At 57.6% G+C, this 24403-nt stretch carries 18 protein-coding genes; 8 read left to right on the top strand and 10 right to left on the bottom strand.

Features of this window, described 5'->3' with window-relative positions; translation table 11 throughout:
* The first annotated feature begins 250 nt into the window (after positions 1 to 250).
* A complete protein-coding gene (gene dnaA, locus ACILQA_RS01205) occupies positions 251 to 1654 on the top strand; it encodes a chromosomal replication initiator protein DnaA (RefSeq protein ID WP_333568919.1) in 1404 nt (467 codons plus the stop codon).
* A 220-nt stretch (positions 1655 to 1874) separates the two neighbouring features.
* Positions 1875 to 2810 carry a hypothetical protein gene (locus ACILQA_RS01210; RefSeq protein WP_395628041.1) on the top strand — a complete coding sequence of 312 codons (936 nt, stop codon included), beginning with the start codon at positions 1875 to 1877 and terminating at the stop codon, positions 2808 to 2810.
* 43 nt (positions 2811 to 2853) lie between these two features.
* On the opposite strand, the gene ACILQA_RS01215 is transcribed toward ACILQA_RS01210, so the two are convergent.
* From ACILQA_RS01215 to secB, 4 genes are all read right to left on the bottom strand, one after another.
* Positions 2854 to 3510: a DUF4136 domain-containing protein gene (locus ACILQA_RS01215; protein WP_395628042.1), complete on the bottom strand. Its 657-nt coding sequence runs from the start codon at positions 3508 to 3510 to the stop codon at positions 2854 to 2856.
* A gap of 100 nt (positions 3511 to 3610) precedes the next feature.
* Entirely contained in the window at positions 3611 to 4609 is a 999-nt protein-coding gene (gene trpS, locus ACILQA_RS01220) for a tryptophan--tRNA ligase (protein WP_395628043.1), read from the bottom strand.
* Between the two features lie 5 nt (positions 4610 to 4614).
* Complete coding sequence (murJ, locus tag ACILQA_RS01225; RefSeq protein ID WP_395628044.1) at positions 4615 to 6219, bottom strand: murein biosynthesis integral membrane protein MurJ; 1605 nt, start codon at positions 6217 to 6219, stop codon at positions 4615 to 4617.
* Between the two features lie 23 nt (positions 6220 to 6242).
* Positions 6243 to 6752, bottom strand: a complete 510-nt coding sequence (gene secB, locus ACILQA_RS01230) for a protein-export chaperone SecB (protein WP_395628045.1) — start codon at positions 6750 to 6752, stop codon at positions 6243 to 6245.
* 246 nt (positions 6753 to 6998) lie between these two features.
* Between secB and ACILQA_RS01235 the strand changes: the two genes are divergently transcribed.
* From ACILQA_RS01235 to ACILQA_RS01245, 3 genes are read left to right on the top strand one after another with little or no spacing between them, the layout of a single operon-like run.
* Positions 6999 to 7658 carry a Tim44/TimA family putative adaptor protein gene (locus tag ACILQA_RS01235; protein WP_395628046.1) on the top strand — a complete coding sequence of 220 codons (660 nt, stop codon included), beginning with the start codon at positions 6999 to 7001 and terminating at the stop codon, positions 7656 to 7658.
* Positions 7659 to 7670: 12 nt separating this feature from the next.
* On the top strand, positions 7671 to 8921 hold the full coding sequence (locus ACILQA_RS01240; protein ID WP_395628047.1) for a murein transglycosylase A: 1251 nt from the start codon (positions 7671 to 7673) through the stop codon (positions 8919 to 8921).
* Between the two features lie 19 nt (positions 8922 to 8940).
* A complete protein-coding gene (locus ACILQA_RS01245) occupies positions 8941 to 9483 on the top strand; it encodes a Smr/MutS family protein (protein WP_395628048.1) in 543 nt (180 codons plus the stop codon).
* Here ACILQA_RS01245 and dapE read toward each other — a convergent pair.
* The 4 genes from dapE to ACILQA_RS01265 form a co-directional block, all read right to left on the bottom strand.
* A complete protein-coding gene (dapE, locus tag ACILQA_RS01250) occupies positions 9480 to 10619 on the bottom strand; it encodes a succinyl-diaminopimelate desuccinylase (RefSeq protein ID WP_395628049.1) in 1140 nt (379 codons plus the stop codon). The two genes, ACILQA_RS01245 and dapE, sit on opposite strands and share 4 nt — an antisense overlap.
* A gap of 39 nt (positions 10620 to 10658) precedes the next feature.
* The gene (locus tag ACILQA_RS01255; RefSeq protein ID WP_395628050.1) at positions 10659 to 11990 is read right to left on the bottom strand and encodes a hypothetical protein; all 1332 of its coding nucleotides are present in this window, start codon (positions 11988 to 11990) and stop codon (positions 10659 to 10661) included.
* Between the two features lie 109 nt (positions 11991 to 12099).
* The gene (locus ACILQA_RS01260) at positions 12100 to 13566 is read right to left on the bottom strand and encodes an FGGY family carbohydrate kinase (RefSeq protein ID WP_395628051.1); all 1467 of its coding nucleotides are present in this window, start codon (positions 13564 to 13566) and stop codon (positions 12100 to 12102) included.
* Positions 13563 to 15089, bottom strand: coding sequence for a sodium:solute symporter family transporter (locus tag ACILQA_RS01265; RefSeq protein ID WP_395628052.1), 1527 nt, complete (start codon positions 15087 to 15089; stop codon positions 13563 to 13565). Before ACILQA_RS01265 ends, ACILQA_RS01260 begins: the two co-directional genes overlap by 4 nt.
* 133 nt (positions 15090 to 15222) lie before the next feature.
* Between ACILQA_RS01265 and ACILQA_RS01270 the strand changes: the two genes are divergently transcribed.
* From ACILQA_RS01270 to ACILQA_RS01280, 3 genes are all read left to right on the top strand, one after another.
* Complete coding sequence (locus tag ACILQA_RS01270) at positions 15223 to 17355, top strand: alpha-galactosidase (protein WP_395628053.1); 2133 nt, start codon at positions 15223 to 15225, stop codon at positions 17353 to 17355.
* 146 nt (positions 17356 to 17501) lie between these two features.
* Positions 17502 to 18509, top strand: a complete 1008-nt coding sequence (locus tag ACILQA_RS01275; protein WP_395628065.1) for a ligase-associated DNA damage response exonuclease — start codon at positions 17502 to 17504, stop codon at positions 18507 to 18509.
* The gene (locus ACILQA_RS01280) at positions 18509 to 20077 is read left to right on the top strand and encodes a cisplatin damage response ATP-dependent DNA ligase (protein WP_395628054.1); all 1569 of its coding nucleotides are present in this window, start codon (positions 18509 to 18511) and stop codon (positions 20075 to 20077) included. Before ACILQA_RS01275 ends, ACILQA_RS01280 begins: the two co-directional genes overlap by 1 nt.
* Here the strand turns inward: ACILQA_RS01280 and ACILQA_RS01285 are convergent.
* Both ACILQA_RS01285 and ACILQA_RS01290 read right to left on the bottom strand, forming a co-directional pair.
* Positions 20074 to 20943, bottom strand: coding sequence for an alpha/beta fold hydrolase (locus tag ACILQA_RS01285; RefSeq protein WP_395628055.1), 870 nt, complete (start codon positions 20941 to 20943; stop codon positions 20074 to 20076). The two genes, ACILQA_RS01280 and ACILQA_RS01285, sit on opposite strands and share 4 nt — an antisense overlap.
* The gene (locus ACILQA_RS01290) at positions 20940 to 24356 is read right to left on the bottom strand and encodes a chromosome segregation SMC family protein (RefSeq protein WP_395628056.1); all 3417 of its coding nucleotides are present in this window, start codon (positions 24354 to 24356) and stop codon (positions 20940 to 20942) included. The genes ACILQA_RS01285 and ACILQA_RS01290 overlap by 4 nt, the downstream gene beginning before the upstream one ends.
* Positions 24357 to 24403: the final 47 nt, after the last annotated feature.

Consider the following 24403-nt stretch of genomic DNA (forward strand, 5'->3'; position numbering starts at 1 on the left):
TTTTTTTGCAGCGCTGCACTTGATCGACTCGTTTCGAGCGGTCTAAGAAACTGTTTCCAGCAATGCATGACGACAGTCGGGCAGTGCCTCACATGGAGAATCAGACATCGCGACTGCTGCATTTGGCAACAAATGCACAGTGACTGTCTGTGTGCTTCGCATGTGGGCAGATAGCGCGCGGTTGTGTTGGTCTGGATGGGGTGGAAAATTGGGGGCAGGCACGTTGGCCGAAGATAAATCAGTATCGCATATGACATTAGATCAATCACATGGCGAAAATGCCGGCCTGACTTTGAAATCCCGTTTTGATGGCGATTGGCAGACAATCTCATCTGGCTTGCGTCGCGATTTGGGCGCGCAAATATATGGCCAATGGATTCGCTCCATCACCCTTGGCGACTTTTGTGACCTGACGGGTACGCTCGAACTTCTTTTACCCTCCGATTTTTCTGCAAGTTGGGTGTCGGATCATTATGCCGATCGCCTGCGTTTGGCTTGGTCGAGCACCAATAAAAGCGTGAAGCAGCTGAAGATCCGCACACGCCCCGGTGCACCGCGCGTTGAATTGCTCCGTGCGTCGACAAACGCTGAACGCATCGTCGCGCAAGAAGCGAATGATGCTCTGCCGCCACGTTCCGCTCTTGATCCGCGGATGACATTTGCGAATTTCGTTAAAGGCCAAACCAATGTTCTCGCGCTCAGCGCTGCAGAACGCGTCGCGTCGAAAGACAAGCCGCTTTTCAATCCCCTTTATCTTCAAGCGGCAACGGGTCAGGGTAAAACTCACCTGATGCATGCCATCGGTCATGCTTATGCCGAAGTGAACCCCGACGCGCAGATCATTTATATGTCTGCGGAAAAGTTCATGATGGAATTTGTGACCGCGATGCGGCGCAAGGAAGTCATGGAATTCAAGGCGCGCTTGCGTGCCGTCGATGTGCTGTTGATCGACGATATTCAGTTCATCATCGGCAAGGTATCGACGCAGGAAGAGTTCCTCCACACCATCGACGCCATCATCGGTGCCGGCAAACGCCTCGTCGTTGCTGCCGACCGCGCGCCGCAAGCGCTGGACGGTGTTGATCAGCGTATCCTGTCGCGTCTGTCGATGGGTCTGGTCGCGGACATTCAGCCAGCGGACCTTGAACTGCGCCGCCTCATTCTTGAACAGCGCCTTGCCAACATGCCCGAAGCACAAGTTGGTGAAGATGTAATCGAATTTCTGGCCCGCACCATCAGCCGTAACGTACGCGAACTCGAAGGCGGCCTGAACAAGCTGCTCGCATATGCCCAGTTGACTGGCAAGCCAGTCACCCGGACCTTGGCTGAAGAGCAGTTGAAAGATATTTTGAGCGCTTGCCGCCGCCGTATCACCATCGACGAAATCCAGCGTGCGGTATGCGAATATTATCGCATCGATCGGAGCGAAATGTCATCGAAGCGCCGAGCGCGCGCCGTTGTCCGTCCGCGCCAGGTCGCCATGTATCTCGCAAAGGTCATGACACCGCGCAGCTATCCGGAAATCGGACGCAAATTTGGCGGACGTGATCATTCGACGGTAATTCACGCCGTGCGCTTGGTTGAAGGCTTGCGTCAGCAGGACAGCGACATGGACAATGATGTCCGCGCGCTGCTCCGTCAGCTCGAAGCGTAATCCACCCTTTTCAACATCCTTTCCAGAGCCTATCCACGGATGGGGAATCGGAAGGGATGCGATGGGACAATCTTGTGCGTCATGCGGGTCGGCAAATGCGGTTCGCGCGCGATTTTGTGGCCATTGCGGCGCTGCGCTGAAAGCGCGACCTGTGTCCCGGGCCGCCCCTAAACGTTCACGGGCGATGCCTGTCGCGGCGCTTATTATTCTGCTCGTTTTCGTGGGTTTATATTTTTGGCTGTTCGTCCTTGATGACATGCAGAACGGTTCGGCAAAGCCAACGGCCGAGCAGAGCGAAAGCGCGACGGCCGCGGCCGAAATTTTCTTCACAATGACTGAAGCGAATATTCGCGACAAGCCGAGCACGTCTGAAAGCGTCATATTGGGTAAATTACCGCGCGGTTCGCAAGTGACAGGCGTTGTTCAGCCGGGCTCACCACCCGGCGATGGCTGGATTGCATTGAGCGACGGCAATGGCTTCATCGCTATGGTAAATCTTTCACCGTCGAAACCACCAGAGCTCGTCACTTTTCTGAACGATCAATCATGGGTTGTGGATATGCCCGTTGATGTGTGGGCGACGACGGCGCCGGATAGCGCGTTGATTGATCGTGTGCGCGCAGACACCCCGCTAAAACTGGTTGGCCTTACCGCCGACAACTTCATTGAGGTGAAGCTTCCGGACAATCGCTATGGCTATTTGGCCGATGGAAAATCCATATTGGCGCGCTTGGGCGGAAAGCCGATTGCCATTGGATTTAATCCGCAAACATGTGCCTTCAGCGGCGAAATTGGCGCGGAATTCAACAAAATTAGCGCGCGGCTTCGGGCGCAATGGCAAGCATTGGAAGCCAAGGAATATGCTAATGAGGCTGCGCGCGAAAAAGCCTATGCCAAGGTCGAGGGCAAAAGCAGCTATGCGCGCCTGCGCCGTTCATTTGATGGATTATCGCTTACGGCGCTTGGCCAGCATTATGAATCGCAGTCGCTATATTTCGCCGACCAGCCCGCCAAGGTCATCGCCGTTTTTCGCGACAATGGGTTTAACATTGGGCCCGATGGCATATTCAAGGCAACGGAACTTTACGCCGGCATATCTGGTACGCGCGGTGAGGGCACGGCCTATGGCCAAACCGAGCTGAGTTGCGGGGTCTGATCCGCAAGCTTAGCCGATTTTGCCGCGTGCTTAGTTGAAAGCGTTAGCGCTTTTCCTCTGGCGCAACCGAGATACGGACCGTTTCACCGCCATTGCCGGGAAATCCTGTAAACATGGCCTCAACCAGATTTGGTACCAGATATGGCAACTTGTTTGACCGTGACTTGGCCTCGGCCTTGCCTTCAAACAAGCGCTTGCCGTCACCATTACGGTCAATCTTCATATCGAGATTGGCCGTGAATACCGTGAAGCTGTCGATTTCATAGGGGCGGTTGAAGCCGCTATACAGGAATGGATCATAATAGCCGACGACGTAACGCGCGCCGCGACGGGTACGCACGACATAGGGCCGGTAAAAGCTGCCAAAGCCCCAATAAGGGTCATAAAATGGATCTTGGCGAACGACATTGCGTTCCTTGCCCTGATCGACCGCATAATCGAGCGAGACGGTCATATCGGCATTTGCGCCCGACGCGGGTACATAACCAATTTCCTGAAGCTCGCTTGCAACCAAAGCCGCATATTGGCCGAATTCAATGCCGCCTGCATTGTCCGGGTTGGCCGCGCGGATAACAAAGGTCTGGCCTTGCGGTGCAGGCAATTGCTGAAACCGTGAGACATCAGCGTTAAACGGCGTTGCACAGGCACCAAGTGCCAGCATTGCTATCGGAGCAAGAAAAGTTGCGACCTTTTTTATCATTTCAAATCCTCAAAGCAGCGACTGAACGCCGTCTATAGCATAACGCGGTTTGTTTAGGATAGTTTCGCTGAACTGTGGTTGAACGGCACTAGCGCACAATTTAGCGCAGCAGACCAAGCGCGGCATACGCTGCCTTCAACGTCGGTCCGCCAAGTTCACGCGCTTTCGCGGCCCCCTTGGCAAGCGCCGCGTCTATTTGCTCATGATCATCCTTCAGAACCGCGAAGCGTTCGGAAATGGGACGCAGATGTTCAATGACGATTTCTGCCAAGGCCGGTTTGAATGCGCCAAAGCCCTGACCACCAAAACGCGATAGGGTTGCCTCGACGGTCTCTTCGGCAAAGGCGGCATAAATGCCGACGAGATTTTTCGCCTCGGGGCGGCCTTCAAGGCCCGCAGGCTCAGACGGAAGCGGCTCAGGATCGGTCTTGGCCTTCTTGATTTTGCTCAGGATGGTGTCGGCATCGTCGATCAGGTTAATCCGGCTCATATCGCTCGGATCAGACTTCGACATTTTCGAACTGCCATCGCGTAGCGACATGATGCGCGCAGTTTCCTTGGGAATGATGGGATCAGGCAAGGAGAAGATATCGGTGCCGTTTCCGAAATCGGTGTTGAACTTCTGGGCAATGTCGCGCGCAAGTTCCAAATGCTGCTTTTGGTCTTCGCCGACCGGAACATGCGTCGCCTGATACAATAAGACGTCGGCAGCCTGAAGCACGGGGTAGGTGAACAGCGCGATGCTCGCGCCTTCGCGGTTCTTGCCCGACTTGTCCTTGAACTGCGTCATGCGGTTCAGCCAACCCATGCGCGCAGTGCCGGTGAGCAGCCACTGTAGCTCCGCATGGGCAGGGACCTGCGCTTGGTTGAACAATATCGCTTTGTCGGTGTCCAGTCCGCACGCAAGCAAGGCCGCGGCCATCTCGCGCGTGTTTGCCGTCAATTCGGCCGGAACATGCGGCATGGAAATCGCGTGTAAATCGGCAAGGAAATACAGGCATTCCATTTCATTCTGCATCTTTACCCAGTTGCGGATCGCACCCAGATAATTGCCCAAATGCAGATTGCCGGTGGGTTGAATGCCAGAAACGACGCGCATGATGATTACTCGCTTATATTGGCCGCGGGCGATGCTGCACGCCTGCGGAAAAGGGATTTCAATTCTTGAATGCGGTAAGCGCCGAAAAGCAATATGGCTAGAGCATAGACGCCGCCACCAGCAGTGACGAGAACCGACAGCACAGCGATGCGCCGCCACAATCCCGTGCCCAATTGGTCCTCAATGATTTCATTGCCGAAAAACAGGGCGACACCCATCAATGCTGCAGCCAGAACAATGCGCCACGCCTTTTGCTTGAGCCGCGCATCGACCGCGATATGCCCGCGTTTGCGCAAGGTGAACCATAGCAAAGCGACATTGACCCAGGCCGATATCGCAGTCGCAACGCCAACGCCAATATGTGCCAGCGGCCAAATGAGAATGAGGTTACCGATGAGGTTCACCAACATCGACCACAAAGCCAACCGCAGCGGCGTTTTGGTGTCGCTGCGCGCGTAAAATCCCGGCGTCAGCACCTTGATGAGGACATAAGCCGGCACGCCAGCTGAAAACGCCATCAGGACGGCGGCGGTCCCCCGCGTGTCGGCGGCGGTGAACGCGCCATGTTCAAATATGCCATGGACGATTGGTATCGCCGAAACGATCAGAGCCGCCGTTGCAGGCATCGCAAAGAACAACGCCAGTTCGACGGCGCGATTTTGCGTGTCGGACGCTGCCTTGCTATCGGCTCCGGCGATTTGCCGCGAAAGCGCAGGCAGTATAGCTGTACCAATCGCGATGCCAATCAATCCCAATGGCAGCTGGTTCAAACGGTCTGCATAATAGAGCCATGATACCGACCCTTCTGGCAAGAACCGCGCCGCGAGCGACGTGGAGATCAGAAGGTTGAATTGAATGGCGCCTTGGCCAATCGCCGCTGGCGCAATCAAGGCGAGCATCAATTTTACGTCGGGCGTTAGACGCGGCAACGCAAGCTTCAGGCTGGCCCCCGCGCGGTGGCATGCCCACATGAGCCAAAGCAATTGGAGCGCGCCGGATACGGTGACCGCTATCGCCTGCGTGACCGCCGTTTCAACTTCGCTGTCACCACGGAAGAAAATCAGCGCGATAATCATGCAGATATTCAGCAATATCGGCGCGGCGGCATTAACCCAGAAACGGTTCAGCGAATTCAATATGCCGCCCAGCAGCGACACCAATGAGATCAGCGCAAGATAAGGAAAGGTGATTATGGTAAGATGCCGAGCGAGCGCAAATTTCTCCGGCCCGCCATCGGGAAACCCGCCGGTCATGGCCCATACAACGGGACCAGCAGCCAGCATCATGACGCCTGTGAACAGCACCAGAAATGGGAATAGCACCGACAGCACTTGGCTCGCGAATGTGCGCGCGGCGGTGAGGCCCATTTGCGCCTTTTCGCGTTCAGCCTCGGTCATTTTCTTGTTGAACAGAGGTACAAAAACCGCCGCGAATGCGCCTTCAGCGAACAATGCACGAAACAGATTGGGCAGTCGCCACGCTATCAGAAACGCGTCGGACGCAAGGCCTGCACCGACATAGCGCGCCATCAACATATCGCGCACAAGGCCAAGCACGCGGCTGACCAGAGTCAGCCCCCCAATGGTAATGCTGTTTCGAACCAGGCTCATATGTTCACCTGGTGCCTACGGATTCAGGCTTCGCCTGCAGGCTGCGTTTCTGCCATCTGCTGTGCTTGCGTGATCTGCTGGATATACAATGCGTTGAAATCGATCGGTTCGAGAACGAGCGGTGGATAGCCTGCGTCGCGAACGGCATCGGCAACAATCCGGCGTGCAAATGGGAACATCAAACGCGGTGCTTCACCGAAAAGGAACGGGTGCGCTTGCTCGTCGCTGACATTGCGCAGACCAAATAGCGTGCCGTACTCGAGCTCGACCGAGAAATGGACGCCATTGTCGCTTTCGGCTTTGACCGCGAGCTTCAAGGTGATTTCGTGCACTTCATCCGTGATGGCATTGGCCAGAATGTTCACCTGGACGTCGATTTGCGGGGTCACTTCCCAGTTAAAGCTATGCGGCGCATGCGGGTTTTCTACCGACAAGTCCTTGATATATTGGTTCAACATACCCACCGCAGGTGCGGTATCTGCGCCATTGGCTTTTACATTTTCGGAAACGATGGTGCCTGCTTCGTCAGCCATGTGATGTCGTGCTTTCCTATTGATTGACATGGACGCCAAATCGCGCCCCCTTATGGCCGTCGCGCCTAGCAGGGTGACCGGCAAAGGGCAATCATTGTTGCACATGCGGCAAGCCGCACTTTTCTTTGGGTAAAGCCCTTTGAACCCTCGGCATTAGTGCTTATATGGTATTGAGGCGGAGCTGGATGGGAGATATTCCATACCATCGAAATTATATGCCGGACTTATTTGGCGCATGGAGGCGTTGTGACGTTCACTATTGTATTGCTTGCTCTTGTTGCAGCGTTCCTCGGCCTTCGGCTATATTCGGTGCTTGGTAAACGCACGGGTCACGAACAGGAACCCGTTGCGCGCCGTCCGATTGAAACGACTGCCCAGCCTATGCTGCGCCAACCTTCGGCAAGCACTGATGCCGCAGCCGCCATTCTGGCGAATGACATCTCAAATGTCGATATGGCTGCGCAAAGCGGCATCAAGGCAATTGCCAATGCGGACCGGAGCTTTGATCTTGCGCTGTTCATAGAAGGATCGAAATCCGCCTATAAAATGGTGCTGGAGGCTTATTGGCGTGGTGACAAGGAAGCGCTCCGTTTCCTGTGCGACGATGATGTATTTGATAGCTTTGCCGAGGCCATTGACGGTCGCGAAGCGCGCGGCGAGACATTGGCGAACCGATTGGTGCGGATCGACGAAGTACGTGTTGTGGATGCAAGCTACGACCATCCAATGGCACGTGTTACCGTTAGGTTTGATGCCGACATCGCCGCGATGGTGAAGGACGCCGATGGAAATATCATCGGTGGTTCGATGACCGACGCTGTTGAAACGCATGATATCTGGACGTTCATGCGCGATGTTAAGTCAACCAGCCGCAACTGGAAGCTTGACGAAACCGACTCGGTCTGATTCACCCGGGCGATGAAACGCGCCCTTTTTGCTTTAGGCTTATCTGCTCTTACCCTGTCCGCTTGTTCGGGCGGCATCATCTCAAATGGGGTGCCGACCGCATCGACAGGTGCATCGCGTCGATCGCCTGACGCCGGTTTGCTGGAAAAGGCAGCCAAACCCATTCCATCTACGCCTGCGGCAACGCTGACTGCGCCCGTCCCGACAGGCGACGGTTCGACGGCGGCGAGCTTGGGCGTGGTGCGTGGGCCAGAAATTGGATCACTGCAGGTCGATGCCCGCAAGGCACAGCTTGCCATGGATAGTTTCCGCACCAGCTGCCCGGGCCTTGTTCGGCGCACTGACAGCAGCGGCCTTACGCAAGGTGCCGACTGGGTTCCCGCATGCGACGCTGTAAAAACATGGACGGGTGACGCGATATCCTTCTTCGCGGCGCATATGGACGCGGTGCAAGTTGGTAACGGCAAGGCGTTCGCCACAGGCTATTATGAACCTGAGATCGCAGGGTGCCGCACGCGGCAGGCGGGTTGTGAAGTGCCGATCTACAAACGGCCATCGGACCTGATTGATGTCGACCTTGGGCTGTTTTCCGATGATTTAAAGGGCAAGAACATCCGGGGTAAAGTCAGTGGCACCAAGCTGGTGCAATATGACGATCGCGCCGCGATTGAAAATGGCTCTTTGGCAGGCCGCGGCCTTGAAATCGCATATGCCAATGATCCCATCGAATTCTTCTTCCTGCAAATTCAGGGGTCAGGGCGGCTAAGGCTGCCCGATGGCGGCGTGATGCGTATTGGCTATGAAAGCCAAAACGGGCGTGGCTACACCGGCATTGGCCGGTTGATGAAGGATCGCGGTCTCATCACCGATGGTTCGATGCAGGGCATTGTCGCCTATTTGCGCGCCAATCCTGAAGAGGGCCGCAAAGTCATGCAGGAAAATAAAAGCTTTGTGTTTTTCCGCGAACTAACGGGCGCTGGGCCGCTTGGCGCAATGGGCTATCCTGTCGTGGGCGAAGCAAGCGTCGCCGTGGACGTCAAGTTTATCCCGCTGGGTGCGCCATTGTGGCTGTCGATGGACCGGGCCGAACCCAACGGCATTTGGGTGGCGCAAGACACCGGCGGCGCGATCAAGGGCGCAAACCGGATTGATACATTTTGGGGGGCAGGAGACCGTGCACGTGCCATCGCTGGCGGTATGGCGGCACGCGGCGCGGCGCTGATTTTCTTACCCAAGGCGGTAGTCACCCGGCTCGGGCTATAAATTCGCCATGGCGCGGCATTTGGACAGCAATGAAAAGGCACTGTGGGGGAAAGTTGTCGCCACCGTCAGCCCAATACATGTAACCAAAGCAAAGGCACCGCCCGTGGTTGCGGCCGCGTCGGACAAAGCGCTCTTGGCCAAGCATTTGAATACCAAGCCCAAGCCGATACGTAGCGAAGCTGCGAAGATTGCTCCGGCACCGCAAAGCAAGATTGCGCCTGTTCCGCACAATCTGGATGGTCATTGGGACCGACGGATCACGCGCGGCAGCATCATGCCCGATGTCAGCGTGGATTTGCATGACGCTTCGTTGTCTGGTGCCTATGCGCGGCTCGATGGCGCGCTTGAACAGGCGATAGCGCAAAGGATGAAGGTCGTCCTTTTGGTGACGGGCAAGCAACGCGCGCATGATCGCGCAAGTGGTCAGGGCAGGGGCGCGATTGCCGCCGTTGTGCGCGATTGGCTGGCGGCGTCACGCCACGCGCGGAGTATCTCTGCGGTCCGCAACGCGCACCCCCGGCATGGCGGGGCAGGCGCGCTGTATATTATGCTGAAAAGCTAGCTGCCAAGCATCCGGATCGCGACGCGCCGGTAGATTTCCGTGAGCGCAGTGAGGTCCGCAATGGCCACTGCCTCGTCCAACTTATGCATTGTTGCGTTGCACAGCCCGAATTCAACGACCGGACAGATTTTCGTCAGGAACCGCGCATCGGAAGTTCCGCCCGTGGTCGATGGTTCGGGTGTAATGCCCATAACGCCCTCGACAGCTTCCGAAATGGCCGCCGATAATTCACCCGGCGGGGTCAGGAACGCTTCGCCCGAAATCATGGCGGTCAGCTTGCCGCCGCCCTTTTCGACAAGCTCTTGCATCCGCGCAACAAGCGCCTCGCCGCTTTGCAGGTCGTTGAACCGGATCGACAATCTGGCTTCTGCCTTTGCCGGAATGACGTTGGTTGCTTTATTGCCGACAGCCAGGTCCGTGATTTCAATATTGCTTGGCTGGAACCAATCCGTGCCCGCATCCAGCGTAATCGCTTCGATCTCCGACAAGATCGCCACGAGCTTTGGGATGGGGTTATCGGCCAAATGCGGATAGGCGACATGGCCCTGGGTTCCTGCAACCGAAATCCACATATTCACGGACCCACGGCGGCCGATTTTCATCATGTCGCCAAGCCGGTTCACGCTGGTGGGTTCGCCGACAAGGCAGGCATCGGGGATCGTGCCAAGCGCGTGCATATGATCGATTAAAGCACGGGTGCCGTAAATCGCTGGCCCTTCTTCATCACCCGTAATGATCAGGCTGATTGTCCCTGCGTCAGCCGGTATCTCGTGCAATGCCGCGACGAATGCGGCGATGCTGCCCTTCATATCGACTGCGCCGCGACCGTGAAGTAAATCGCCCTTTATCTGCGGAACGAAAGGATCGCTCGCCCAGCCAGCGCCCGGCGGTACGACATCAAGATGCCCGGCAAAGGCGAAGTGACGCCCACCGGATTCGCGAATGGCAAACAGATTTTCGACAGGCGCGCCATGCGCTGGATTGTCATCACCACTGCCCGATACAAAACGGTCAACGCGAAAGCCCAAAGGCTTCAGCATGTCCTCCAGCGCGTCAAATACGGCGCCCTGCGCTGGTGTCACGCTTTCGCAGGATATCAGGCGTTGGGCATAATCAAGGGCAAGAGCGTCAGTCATCTGACCAACGCGTTAAGCATTAATGCCCTTCGAAACAAGTCAGACGTCGGCTTTACGCAATGCCTTTTCGGTGAACATGGCGTCGCCTTGAACTGAGCCGACAATCGCAACGCTGCCATCGGCATCGCGGCGGGCAACGAGCAGAACAAATTCGTCGCCTGCGCCTGCAAATTCGCTGAGGTCACGCTTGCGCGCAGATCGCAAACGCGCATGTGGGTCGTCGGTTGCCGCCGTGGTCGGATCGACGCCTGCCGCGATTTTCTTGGCGCGACGTTCGGCGGCGACAATGGCTTTCAAGCCGCCGTCAAAGCCAGCGAGAATAGTGGCGAACGTCCCCATCGGAACGGCATTGCGCTGCGCAAATTGAAGCGCTGTGGCAAATTCGGTTAAGCGGGTCTTGTCATAGCCTGCACCAAAAACAAGCTTAACGATTGGCGTAAATGGCGCGCGTTCCTGTGTTTTCAGGCCTGCATCATGGAGCAGTTCTGCATAATCGGCAGGGTGATTAGCGGCAATCAAGGCAAAGTCGTACGCCTGTCCAATCGCCTGATACAACGCATCGCGCGTCCGAAGATCTGCATCGCGCGCCTGTTCTGCACATTGCCGTGCGGTATCCAGCCAGTCGGCAAGGCTTGCATTTTCATCGGCTGCTATCGTCTGCAGCGGATAGGGTTCATCGCTTTGTACGTCATCACATGGCGCTGCATCATCTGGCTGCTCCGCCATCGGGGCATCGGCCCAGATAGGGACATGTTCCTGCCGCGGCGGCAACGCTGCGCGCGCGTGTTCAACTTCAATCTGCAACGGTTCGCTAATGTCTGCAGGCGCAGTTTCTTTCCAGTTGATGACGCCGTAAATGAAATCGATCGTGTCATCGTCCGTCGAATAGGGCAGCAAAATGCCGCGGTACATGAGGACATTGCCGCGATCGTTCACAAACTCGGCTTCGAAGCCGATGGGCCCATGGTTGGCAATGATTTGCAAATAATGGTCGGTAATGCGCGACAGCAGCGAGTTTCGGGGAACTTCATCCAGATAAGTGACGTCCGCGCTTAAGCCGCATTCGGCGCGCAATGTATCGCCAAGATATTCAATGGACGGATTTTCGATGCCCGAGGTAAAATCGAGAAGAACGCCGTAGTCGCGGAAATCTTCGATGGCCGATGGATCGAGTTCTTCGATGCTTGGGAAATTTCTGTCGTGGAGCTGCGACGTCCAAAAATTTAACGCGCGAACCTGCATCCGGCGTTCGTCGCGAGATATGAATGGTGGCGGCTCTATTGCTGCGTCTTCGTCCTCAAAAAGGGTATAAGCGGGTAAATCAGCATCAAGGTCTGATCCAAACGGTTCAAATCCGCGCAAATTATCCATCTTCGGGTCCTGTCGATGCCGTTCGCCACATGGGCGGCTCTACATTGCAGTCAGATGGTTAAGATGTTGTGAACTGGGACTTGGACTTGGACTTGGACTTGGACTTGGACTATTGAAGGACACGCGCAAGGGCGTTTGACCAACCGGCCAGCCGCGCGTCGCGTGCATCCTTTTCCATATTGGGTATAAAGCGCTGCACGCCGCCGCGCATGACAGCTGCATCTTCCAGCGACTTATAAATTCCGCATCCAACAGCAGCGAGCATTGCCGCGCCAAGTGCCGTCGTTTCGACAAAGGCCGGACGTTCGACATCTATGGCGAGCATGTCGGCGAGGTCTTGTGCCATCCAGTCATTGGCAACCATGCCACCGTCGATGCGCAGTTCCGCCCAATCGGCACCGTCCGCAGCAAATGCAGTTTTCAGGTCATGGGTCTGGTGGGCCATCGCCTCCAGCGCGGCGCGGGCGACATGCGCCTTGGTCGCCGAGAAACTGAGACCGCTGATGCTGGCCCGCGCATCGGGGCGCCAATGCGGCGCGCCAAGGCCCGACAATGCGGGTACAAGATATACGCCGCCATTGTCGGAAACGCTGCGCGCCAGTGTCTCGGTGTCCGCAGCATGCGCAATAAGCCCCAGATCATCGCGCAGCCATTGGACGAGGCTTCCTGCGACAAATACCGATCCTTCCAGCGCGTAATGCCGCTCACCGCCCAATTGATACAATATCGTCGACAGCAGACGGTTGCGCGACTGGCGCAATGTCGTGCCCGTTTGCGTCAGCACAAATGCGCCTGTGCCAAAAGTTGCCTTGGTCTGGCCAACGGCAAAGCAGCCTTGGCCGATGGTGGCCGCTTGCTGGTCCCCCGCCATCCCTGCAATGCGGATGGGGCCGCCAAAATGTTCCGGCAATGTCGTGCCAAGATCGCCTGCACAGTCGGTTATTTCGGGCAATATGTCGCGCGGTACGCCGAACAGGTCGGTAAGTCCGTCGTCCCATCCGCCGCTGCCAATTGCCATCAACGCTGTGCGTGATGCGTTGGTTGCATCGGTGATATGGCCGCCGCCCGTCAGGCGAAATACAAGATAGCTTTCGACCGTACCTACCGCGAGATGCGCGCCGACATCCTTTAGCTGCGGCCAGTTTTCCAAGGCCCAGCCGATTTTGGAGCCAGAGAAATAGGGATCGAGCAACAGGCCGGTTTTGGCCTGAACAACGGGCTCTTCGCCCTGTTCCTTCAACGCCGCGCATATGTCTGCGGTGCGGCGGTCCTGCCATACAATCGCAGGGGCAAGCGGCTTGCCCGTGCGCTTGTCCCAGAACACAATGGTCTCGCGCTGGTTGGTGATGCCAATGCTCGCAATGCGGTCGGCACCGCCTGCTTTTGCAATAATGGTCTGCGCGCATTCCAGCGTTAGCTTCCAGATTTCCTCGGCATCATGCTCCACAAGGCCAGGCGCCGGATAATGCTGGGTCAGCGGGCGCTGGCAGCTATCTACGGCAGTGCCGTCGGCGGCAAACAGAACGGCGCGGGTCGATGTCGTGCCTTCGTCGATAACAATGATATATTCGCTCATGCCTCAATCGCCGAAAGCCGGCGTCCTTCCTTGCTCCAGATAAATACGGCCCGATTGCCAAAGATGATGCGGTTCACCGTCAAGGCGGTCAACACACAGGTCACAAGGACAATCGCCATAACGTCAATATAATGCAGCCAGCCGATTCCCATATGCTGGTAAAATGTTTCGCCTGCATAAAGCGTGTCGGGCACGTACAAAATGAAATTGTGGAACGCATAAAGCGCAACGCCCCAAACCAGCCCGGCAATCGCTGCCCGCGCATCCATATTCCGGAAAAGCAGCCCGGTAATGAATGCCGATAGGATCGGCATTGAGGATAGGCCGTTGAGTTGCTGCAACAGGTTGATGATGCTTTTTGCATTTTCGTAGACCGGAACGAGCAGGACCGACGTGACCGTCAGGATAATCGATACAATCGCCGCAAGCCGCCAGTGGTTGGCAACCGGGCGGATGAATTTGTCATGAAAATCGACCGCGTATAACGCCACCGAACTGTTCAATATAGCGCTGGTATGCGCGATAACGGCGGCCATCATCATGGCGGCAAATGCGCCGGACATCCAACCGGGCAACACATGCGCCACAAGCTTTCCATAAGCCGCATCGCCCAAGCTACCGAACAGCTTATAGGCAACCACGCCCGGAATGACGACGATGGCGGGGATGATGAGGATACGGACGGCGGCGGCGGCGAGCACACCCTTTTGCGCTTCCTTGACGGTCGGCGCGGTCATCGCTTTTTGGGTGATATTCTGATTGGTCGACCAATAGAATATCTGGATGAAAATCATGCCCGTGAACAATGTGTGAAACGGGATGGGGGAATCGATGCTGCCAATCATTGAGGTGCGTTCGGCCGGCACAGTGGACAAGTCAAAGCCGACCGCAGCCAGTGCCAATATGACCACCAAAAACGCAATCGCCAGCACGCCGATGCCGGAATAAGTGTCCATAACCGCAACTGCGCGTAAGCCGCCGGTGATGGTGTAGATGGCAGCGATAATCGCCATCGGTGCGGCAAACCAGATCAGCGACCAATCGACACCGAACATTGATTTCAAAAACAGGCTGCCCGAATAGAGCGCAGCGGGAAGATAGATCAGGATATTGCCCAGCAGAAACAGCGCCGAAATTACGGTGCGTATGCTGCCGCCCTTGTACCGGCGTTCCAGCAATTCTGTCACTGTCGTGCAATTGTTGCGGTAATAAATCGGTACAAAAACATAGGCCAAGATTAACAGGCCAACGAAGCCCGAAATCTCCCACCATGCGAGCAGCAGCATCTGATTGCCGTTCATACCGACCAGTTGTTCGGTCGACAGGTTGGTGAGCGTAATCGAGCCTGCGACAAACAGCCATGTTAGGCCGCCGCCTGCAAGGAACACCTCTTTGGTGGAACCTGCGTCCTGCGCCCGCTGGGCACCCTTGCCGTGCACTTTCCAGTATGTGAGGATGGCGATGAGCATAGTGAGAAAAACGAATATGCCGATTTGCGCCGCGCTGTTGGTTGTCTCGAACATCCATCCCCCCGATGATTTTCGTTGCAAAGCTGTGCTTTTGCTTTTTTGATAATATGCCGGTTAAACGGCTATATACAAAACACAAAGTAACAAATGGGTCGCGACGGCCAACGGAATTTCTGGGGAGCATGAGTTGGACCATTTGCGATTTGATGCCCCGGACGCGACATTGATCTTGGCCTGCGCCAAGGGCGCGCCGCCGTCGGTGATCTATTGGGGCGCAGCGTTGCCCGAAATTGTCGATGCGGCGCAGATGGAAAGCCTGTTTTTCCGGCAGGCTATGCACGGCGTCGCAGATGTTGCGCTGCCGCTATCTTTGGCGATGGAACCCGGCCTAGGCCACCCGATGATGCAAGGCTTTGCTGCGCATCGCGAGGGCAAGGATTGGTGCAGTCTTTTCGACGTCGGCAAAGTCGAAAGCAGGCCGCATGGCGCGAAAATCATATGCCGTGATGAACGCACGCGGCTTGGCCTCGCATATGACATTGATTTTGATCCGGCCACGGGCGTTCTACGCATCCGCACGCATTTGACCAATTATGGCGCGACGGCGATCGATGTGACTGACGTGATGACGGCCTGCCTGCCTGTGCCTGAGCATATGACCGAGATTATCGGATTTACCGGCCGCTGGACTCAGGAATTTACCCAAGATCGGGTGAAGCGCAGCGCAGGCACATATTTGCGGGAAAACCGTAGCGGCCGTACCTCGCATTTCAGCTATCCCGGCATGCTTTTGGCGACGCCTGGCACGAACGAAAGTGCGGGTGAGGCATATGGCTTCCATCTGGCATGGAGCGGGAACCATCGCCTGCGTGTGGACACGCTCACCGATGGACGCGTGTTGACCAGCCTTGGTGCGCTGTTGCTGCCCGGGGAGGTTCGGCTGGCACCAGGTGAAACCTTCGCGAGCCCCGAAATTGTTGCTGCATATAGTACCGATGGTTTCAGCGCGCTTAGCCGCAAATTCCATGAACATGTTCGGACGAAATTGCTGCGGCCAACGATGCGCGCCAAGCCGCGGCCAGTGCATTATAACACGTGGGAAGCGGTGTATTTCGACCAAGATGTCGCAAAGCTGAAAGAACTGGCCACGCGCGCCGCGGACATTGGCGTCGAACGCTTTGTTCTGGATGACGGATGGTTCGGCGGCAGGCGGCATGACCGCGCCGGGCTTGGTGATTGGACCGTGTCCGCCGATGTGTACCCCGACGGCCTAAAGCCCTTGGTTGATCATGTGACGGCGTTGGGCATGGAATTCGGACTTTGGTTTGAACCCGAAATGGTCAACCCCGACAGCGAACTGTACCGCGCACATCCCGATTGGGTGCTGGGTGTCGACGGCGTAGATCAAGTGCCGTTCCGGTCGCAACTTGCGCTGGACATCAGCCGGACCGAAGTCGCGGACTATATATTCCACGCCATCGATGCGGTGCTGCGCGATCACGATATACGCTACATCAAATGGGACATGAACCGCGACCTAAGCCATCCAGGCGGTGCATCCGGCACTGCGAAGGCGTTCGCACAGGTAGCGGCGCTCTACGCGCTGCTGGATCGCGTACGCGCCGCGCATCCCGATGTCGAAATTGAAAGCTGCTCATCGGGCGGTGCGCGCGCCGATATGGGTGTGCTGGCGCATAGTGACCGCGTCTGGACGTCCGACAGCAATGATGCGCTTGACCGGCAATATATCCAACGCGGCGCTAGCTTTTTCCTGCCGCCCGAAGTGATGGGCTGTCATGTGGGACCTGCGCGATGCCATGTGAGTGGACGCAGGCTGTCGATGGACATGCGCGCTGCCACCGCATTCACGGGGCATATGGGGCTTGAACTCAACCTGTTGACCGAGCGGCAGGGCGACCTCGATACGCTAAAGTCTGCCATCGCCTTGCATAAGCGCCACCGTGCGATGCTGCATGATGGCGGCTTGGTCCGGATCGATACGGCACCGCAGATCATTGCAAGCGGCGTGGTCGCGCGTGACCGTTCCGAGGCTTTGTATTCGGTCGCTTATGTCTTGAGCGATCCGCAGGTTTTGCCTGAACGTTTGCGGTTTGCGGGCTTGGACCCAGACCGAAATTATCTGGTCAAGCTGATCTGGCCGACAATCTGGCAAGCCATTAAGGGGCCATCGGCAATCGAGAAGCTTGGGCTAAATCAGGACGGCGCGACGTTGAGCGGTGCCGCGTTGATGCATGGCGGGTTGCAGCTGCCACACGCGCATCCCGAAACCTGTTTGCTGTTTTACGTCGAGGCCATCTGACGGGCACCGATAGTTTAGCGGGCTTTCGATAGGTCCGCGACGAAGTTGCGGCGTGCGCGGGCTGCGGCCGTGAACTTTCGCTGCCGCATGCTGTTTACATCGCGCCTGCCACTGCCCATATTCTGTTCCAGAAAAGGACAGCCCATATCTCCCGAACCGCCGCCCAACATTGGATAGAGCCGCGCGCGCATGGCATCTATGTGAAGCCTGCAGACATGTGGATTGATCCGTCGCGTCCTGCCGAACGCGCACTTGTCACCCATGGCCATGCGGACCATGCACGCAGCGGTCATGGCGCGGTGTGGGCGACACCTGAGACGCTGGCGATCATGGCGCTGCGATATGGAACCGAAATGGGCACGCCAGTGCCTTATGGCGAGGGGTTCGAACATGGCGGTGTTAAGATAAGCTTTCACCCCGCGGGGCATGTGCTTGGGTCGGCGCAGATATTGCTTGAACATGCCGGTGAACGGGTTGTCGTGACCGGGGATTATAAGCGGCGCTTTGACCCGACATGCACCCCGTTTGAACCCGTTGCCTGCGATGTTTTGATTACCGAAGCAACCTTTGGCCTTCCCGTATTCACGCATCCTCCGATTGAGGACGAGATTGCCAAGTTGCTCGCCGCCCGCGAAGCCAATGTTGATGGCTGCATTATCGTGGGTGCTTATGCGTTGGGTAAGGCGCAGAGGGTCATCGCTGAACTGCGTAGGGCGGGTTACGATGCCCCCATTTATATCCATGGCGCGATGCAGAAAATGTGCGAGCTATATGCCGCGCACAATGTGCCGCTGGGCGAACTCATCATGGCAACTGGCCTTGCCAAATCGGAATTGAAAGGCGCGATTGTTATTGCGCCGCCGTCTGCGATGAATGACCGATGGGCACAGCGCCTGCCCGAACCCATAACCGCCATGGCATCGGGGTGGATGCGCGTGCGGCAACGCGCACGACAGCGCAATGTCGAACTGCCTTTGGTTATTTCAGACCATGCCGACTGGAACGAATTGACCGATACGCTGCTTGAACTGCGCCCTTCAGAAACCTGGATTACCCATGGCCGCACCGATGCGCTTGGCCGTTGGTGTGAATTGCACCAGTTAAAGGCGCGCGCGCTTGATCTGGTTGGCCGCGAAGATGAGGATGAAGGCTGATGCAAGCCTTTGCCGCGCTCATCGATGGTTTGATCTACACGCGGTCGCGCGATTTGAAGATCCGCCTGATCGCCGATTATCTGCGTATAACGCCTGACCCCGATCGCGGTTGGGCTTTGGCGGCACTTGCCGGAACGTTGAACATTGCCACCGTCAAACCTGCGGCCATTCGCGCGATGGCAGAGGAACGTTTCGACCCGATGCTGTTCCGCATGAGCCGCGATTATGTTGGCGATACTGCCGAAACGGTCGCGCTGATGTGGCCAGACAAGGGCGGCGGCGATGTCGCACCGACCGTGTCCGAAGTCATCGACTTGCTGAACAGTACCAGCCGCGCGCGCGCTCCGGCGGTGTTGGCGGAGTTGATGGACCGGTTGGATGCCAATGGCCGTTATGCGCTGCTGAAGCTTGCAACGGGCGGCATGCGGGTGGGTATATCTGCGCGTCTTGCCAAGACCGCTTTCGGGCAAGCCTTTGGCGTGTCCGTCGACGATGTTGAAGAGGTGTGGCACGCGCTTCGCCCACCATACACCGAGCTTTTTGCATGGGGCGAAGGGCGGACCGCACGACCCGATCCCGCCGACAGCGCGTTTTTCCGGCCCTTCATGCTCGCGCATCCGCTTGAGGATGGCAGCGTGCATCTTGATGAATTTGCCGCCGAGTGGAAATGGGATGGCATCCGTATCCAGATTGCGTCGACCGGCGGCGAAACCCGCTTGTTCAGCCGCGGCGGTGACGAAGTGACGGGGTCGTTTCCCGAAATAGCGGCGGCGTTCAATGGCGTCGGCGTGGTCGACGGCGAATTGCTGGTACGCGGCGACGTGCAGGGCGGCGAGGCCGCCAGCTTCAATGCGTTGCAGCAACGGCTGGGCCGCAAGAATGTCACAGCAGCAATGCAGGCGGAATATCCGGTGTTTGTCCGCCTGTACGACATATTGTTCGACGGTGCGGAAGATTTGCGCAGCCAGCCATGGACCGTGCGGCGCGACCGGCTTGAACTGTTTACGGCCAATCTTGACCCCGTGCGGTTTGATGTATCTGCGGTCATCGAGGCGCGCGATTTTGAGCATCTGGCAGAAATCCGTGCCGCTGCGCGTGAGGCGGCGATTGAAGGCGTGATGCTTAAGCGGCGCGATTCGCCCTATCGGGCGGGGCGTAAAGTCGGTTTGTGGTACAAATGGAAACGCGAACCGCTCGTGGCCGACTGCGTGATGATGTATGCGCAGCGGGGAAGCGGAAAACGCTCCTCATATTATTCCGATTATACCTTTGGTTGCTGGACCGAAGATGGCAATTTGTTGCCGGTTGGAAAGGCCTATTCAGGGTTCAGCGATGACGAACTGAAATGGCTCGACCGCTTCGTCCGGAACAACACTGTCGCCCGTTTCGGTCCGGTCCGCGAAGTGGAAAAGTCGCTGGTGCTTGAGGTTGCGTTTGACGCGGTGCATGAATCCAAGCGCCACAAATCAGGCGTGGCTATGCGGTTCCCGCGCATATCGCGTTTGCGCAGGGACAAGCCTGCTGAAGAGGCGGACACCATATCCGCCTTGCGCGCGATGTTCGATTAAAGGAACGCCTTTACGTCGGCCATGAAGCGGTCAAATTGGTCATGATGCAACCAATGGCCAGCATTTTCATATTCGACGACTTTTGCCGTTGGAAAATGCGCGATGCGGCCATCTTTTTCGGGGTTTGACGCCCAACTGTCGGCACCATATATCATCAACATCGGACAGGTGATCGACTGCCAGATTGCGAGCAGATCTTCGCGTGGCATGTCGAATATTGCCCAGATGTTGAGGTAATTGTCGAACTTCCAGCTCCAGCTGCCATCCTCGTTCCGGCTGATGCCGTGCACCGTCAGATGGCGCGCCTGTTCATCGGTCAAATAGCTGTTTTCAGCCTTCATCCGCTCATAGGCGGCTTCAATATTGGGATAGCGTTTCGGGGTGCGGCCAGCCGCATTGCGCTTATCGTCAATCCACTGCCGGAAACGATTTTGTATGCCAATCGCGTCGCGTTCCGCCTGCATTTTGGGGGAAAGGCCAAGCCCCTCAATATTCACCATCTTGCGGACATTTTCGGGGTAGAGCCCAGCATAGCGCGTGGCGATATTGCCGCCCATTGAATGCGCAATGATGCTGACGGGTGCAAGGTTCAGCTGGTGGATCAGCTGCGCCAGATCATAGACAAAGGCAGACATTTCGTAATTGCCATCGGGTGACCACGCGCTGTCGCCATGGCCACGCAGGTCGGGCGCAATAATGTGCCAATCGTGGCGCAGCTCTTCGGCCACCCAGTCCCAGCTGCGCGCATGGTCGCGACCGCCATGGACCAAAAGCAACGGCGGCGCATCGGGGTTGCCCCAATCGACGTAATTCAGCCGAAGGCGTTGCGAAATAAAGCTGTTTGTGATCGGGCCATGTAAAGTCATTCCGCAGCCAGTAATTGTTCCGCACCACCAAGGTCAACCGATACCAACCGGCTGATGCCTTGTTCGACCATAGTTACGCCAAATAGACGGTGCATTCGGCTCATGGTGACGGCGTTGTGCGTGACAATCAGGTAGCGTGTGTCGGTTTCGCGCGTCATCGCTTCCAACAAATCGCAGAAGCGTTCGATATTCGCATCGTCCAGCGGGGCGTCAACTTCGTCAAGAACACATATCGGCGCCGGGTTGGTGAGGAACAATCCAAAGATGAGCGCGACCGCCGTCAGCGCCTGCTCTCCGCCCGACAAAAGTGTCAGCGACTGGAGCTTTTTGCCCGGCGGTTGCGCGAATATCTCAAGCCCTGCCTCAAGCGGGTCTTCGCTGTCGATCAATGCCAGATGCGCTTGGCCGCCGTTGAACAGCGTTGCGAAGAGCCGGCGGAAATGTCCATCGACTGCCTCAAACGCCGCCAGCAAGCGCGCTCTGCCTTCGCGATTTAAGCTGCCGATGGACCCGCGCAGGCGGTTAATCGCGAGGGTAAGTTCTTCACTTTCTGCCGCGCCAGTACCTTGTTGCGCCTCAAGCTCGGCGAGTTCATCAGCAGCGATCAGATTTACCGGCCCAATACGCTCACGCTCATTTTGCAGCCGGTCAAGCCGTGCGGACTCCACCGACGCATCTTCCATTGCATGTTCATCGAAACCGAGCTTTTCGGGGAGCACCGGCGGCGGGCATTCAAAGCGCTCGCCCGATATCCGCCCCATTTCGACGCGGCGATGTTCCTGATTTTCCGCGCGTGCTTCTGCGCCAGCGCGGGCCTCGCGGGCAACGGAGAGCGCCTCTGCCGCGGTTGCGAGTTCGTTTTCCAGTTCCCGAAGCGTTTTTTCGCAGGCACTTTCCGTGACTTGAAGGCCATTCAGCTTTTCGGCCAGCTGTTCTTTATCTTCGCGCAGGCGCGCAATCTCGCGTGCCAGAATTTCGGGCCGCCCCTCCATCGCCTCCTGCTCAGCCGCAATATCTGCGCTGCGCTTGTTCATGTCGGCGATCCGGCGTTCCGCTTCGCCAGCGCGTTCCTGCCATCCCCGGATTTCGGCAAGCGCGACGGCACGTCGTTCGCGAATTTGCGCAATGCGCTGTTCAAGTGACGACAAATCCGCCTGATTGCGCGCCAACAGTTCGCGCGCAGCTTCGTTCGCGATGACAAGCTTTTGCACGAGGTCCGAATGGTGCGTGCCATCTGGCAACGCGGCACGGGCGGCTTCTGCCGTGCTTTGTTCAGACTTAGCTTCGGCAAGCTCTTGTTCGCTGGCCGCCATACGGTCCAGCAACGCGGCCTTTGCAGATTTAAGCCGGGCCAGAGCATCTTCGGCTTGATCCACTGCGCGCAGAGCCTGGCGCAATTGCCCTTCGGTTTCGGCGCGCGCCGCCGCTGCCGCGCGAACGGCATCCTGCGCGGTGCCGATTGCATCCGTCATCTGCGCAAGCGCCTCGGCCTGTTCAGCCAACGCGGTTTCAGCGGGCGGTATCAATGCATTCAGTTCGGCCAGTCGGTTCGCCCGGACCAGCAGTTCAGCGGTCGTTGCGCCGTCGCCATCGGTGGCGAAACCATCCCAGCGGCGCAATTGCCCGGAAAGCGTCACCACGCGCTCACCCGGTGTCAGTGCTGCGCCATTATCTTGTTCGACAACCCGCACATGGGAAAGGCGTGCCGCCAGTTCCTGAGGTGCGTCGACATAATGGATCAGCGCATTGTCGGCCAAAGCGTCCATCGCGGGCGTCCCGCCCAGCCAACGGCGTCCGGCATCCCCACCAATGGTGGCATCGGCATCATCACCCAGCGCAGCGGCCAATGCGCGTTCGTAGCCCGGCCGAACTGTGATACGGTTAATCGCCTTGTCGCCGTCCCCTTTGGCAAGTGACCGTTCGAGCGCATTTTGCTCGGTCAGCAAACCCGCGAGCTCTGCTTTGGCACTTGCAAGGCTGGCCTGTGCGCCGTCGCGTGCCGCGATCAATTCGGTTCTGCGCGTTTCCGCCGAGTCGCTGGCTTCGGTGTTTGCCTGCAAATGCTTTTGTAAGGTGGCAACGCTGGCTTCTGCGGATTTTTTGGCAGATTCACATGCAGATTCATCGCCCAAGGCGTCCCGCTCGCTCGCCATGCGCGCAACGGCACCTGCTGCCCGCTCCGCACGCATGACTGCCGCTGCAACGGCGGCGTCGGCCACGCGCAACTCCGCGTCGGCTCTGGCTTGCTCGGCGGCGGCCTTTGCCAAGGCAATTTCGCTTTCGCGGGCCTGACGTTCGACATTTTCGGCCGCGCGCAACAGGGCAGGGCGCTCTTCTTCCTGCGCCCTGATCTGTTCAGATAACGCTACGCTCTCGCTCTGAAGATGCGCGAGTGCATCGGCCGCGTCATGGGTTAACTTGCCCTCACGCGCGCCATCTTCGGCCATGCGGGACGCTTGCGCAGACAAATCCGATTGCCGCTGCAATATCCGTTCCTGCTCACCCGTTAGTTGGACGAGTTTGTTGGAAACGTCATTTGCGGCATCGCGTGCGGCCATTGCAACGGCGCGGGCGTTTGCCAATTGGGTCACGGCGTCCTGTTGCCGCTCGGTTAACGCGCGCTGGGTGGCGGCGGCGCTGTCTACGGCGGCCGTCGCGGCATTGGCTTCGGCACGCGCGGCATCAGCCGCAGCCTTGGCTTCGCGCCAACGCACGAAAATAAGCCGCGCTTCGGCCTGCAATATGTCTTTTGACAAGGTGCGGTAGCGTTCGGCCTGTTTGGCCTGCCGCCGCAATTGCCCCGCGCGGGCGTCCATGTCGGCAAGGATCGTTGCCAGCCGTGCAAGGTTGCTTTCTGCCGCGCGCAGTTTCTGTTCGGCGTCTTTGCGCCGCACGTGCAGTCCGGAGATACCGGCCGCTTCCTCCAGCATCTGCCGCCGCTCCTGTGGCTTGGCAGAGATGATCGCGCCAATCCGGCCCTGACTGACGAGGGCAGGCGAATGTGCGCCTGTGGCGGCGTCTGCGAAGATAAGCGCGACATCTTTGGCGCGCACGTCCCTGCCATTTGAGCGATAGGCTGATCCAGCGCCGCGTTCTATCCGCCGGGTAACTTCCAGTTCCTGATCACCGTCCGTTGCCGCGTCACCATCATCGCTACGTTCCGCCAAGATGGTAACTTCGGCAAAGTCACGCGGCGGGCGGGATGCCGTACCCGCAAAGATCACATCTTCCATGCCCGCGCCGCGCATCGATTTCGCGCTGCTCTCGCCCATGACCCAACGGATCGCTTCCAGCAGGTTGGATTTGCCGCAACCATTCGGCCCGACGATACCCGTCAGGCCGTTTTCGATCCGCAGTTCGGCGGGCTCGACAAAGCTTTTGAAGCCGACAAGTTTCAGCTTCTTTATCCGCACCGGGCTGCCCCTTTCGCGAATGAGGCTATGTCAGTGCCCCCCCGAGT

It is taken from the genome of Sphingorhabdus sp. (assembly GCF_044239005.1).
GTDB lineage: Bacteria > Pseudomonadota > Alphaproteobacteria > Sphingomonadales > Sphingomonadaceae > Sphingorhabdus_B.

Coding starts and splice junctions, on each gene's coding strand:
- dnaA (WP_333568919.1), top strand. CDS start 251: ATGACATTAGATCAATCACATGGCGAAAATGCCGGCCTGACTTTGAAA.
- ACILQA_RS01215 (WP_395628042.1), bottom strand. CDS start 3,510: ATGATAAAAAAGGTCGCAACTTTTCTTGCTCCGATAGCAATGCTGGCA.
- trpS (WP_395628043.1), bottom strand. CDS start 4,609: ATGCGCGTCGTTTCTGGCATTCAACCCACCGGCAATCTGCATTTGGGC.
- murJ (WP_395628044.1), bottom strand. CDS start 6,219: ATGAGCCTGGTTCGAAACAGCATTACCATTGGGGGGCTGACTCTGGTC.
- secB (WP_395628045.1), bottom strand. CDS start 6,752: ATGGCTGACGAAGCAGGCACCATCGTTTCCGAAAATGTAAAAGCCAAT.
- ACILQA_RS01240 (WP_395628047.1), top strand. CDS start 7,671: ATGAAACGCGCCCTTTTTGCTTTAGGCTTATCTGCTCTTACCCTGTCC.
- dapE (WP_395628049.1), bottom strand. CDS start 10,619: ATGACTGACGCTCTTGCCCTTGATTATGCCCAACGCCTGATATCCTGC.
- ACILQA_RS01255 (WP_395628050.1), bottom strand. CDS start 11,990: ATGGATAATTTGCGCGGATTTGAACCGTTTGGATCAGACCTTGATGCT.
- ACILQA_RS01260 (WP_395628051.1), bottom strand. CDS start 13,566: ATGAGCGAATATATCATTGTTATCGACGAAGGCACGACATCGACCCGC.
- ACILQA_RS01265 (WP_395628052.1), bottom strand. CDS start 15,089: ATGTTCGAGACAACCAACAGCGCGGCGCAAATCGGCATATTCGTTTTT.
- ACILQA_RS01280 (WP_395628054.1), top strand. CDS start 18,509: ATGCAAGCCTTTGCCGCGCTCATCGATGGTTTGATCTACACGCGGTCG.
- ACILQA_RS01285 (WP_395628055.1), bottom strand. CDS start 20,943: ATGACTTTACATGGCCCGATCACAAACAGCTTTATTTCGCAACGCCTT.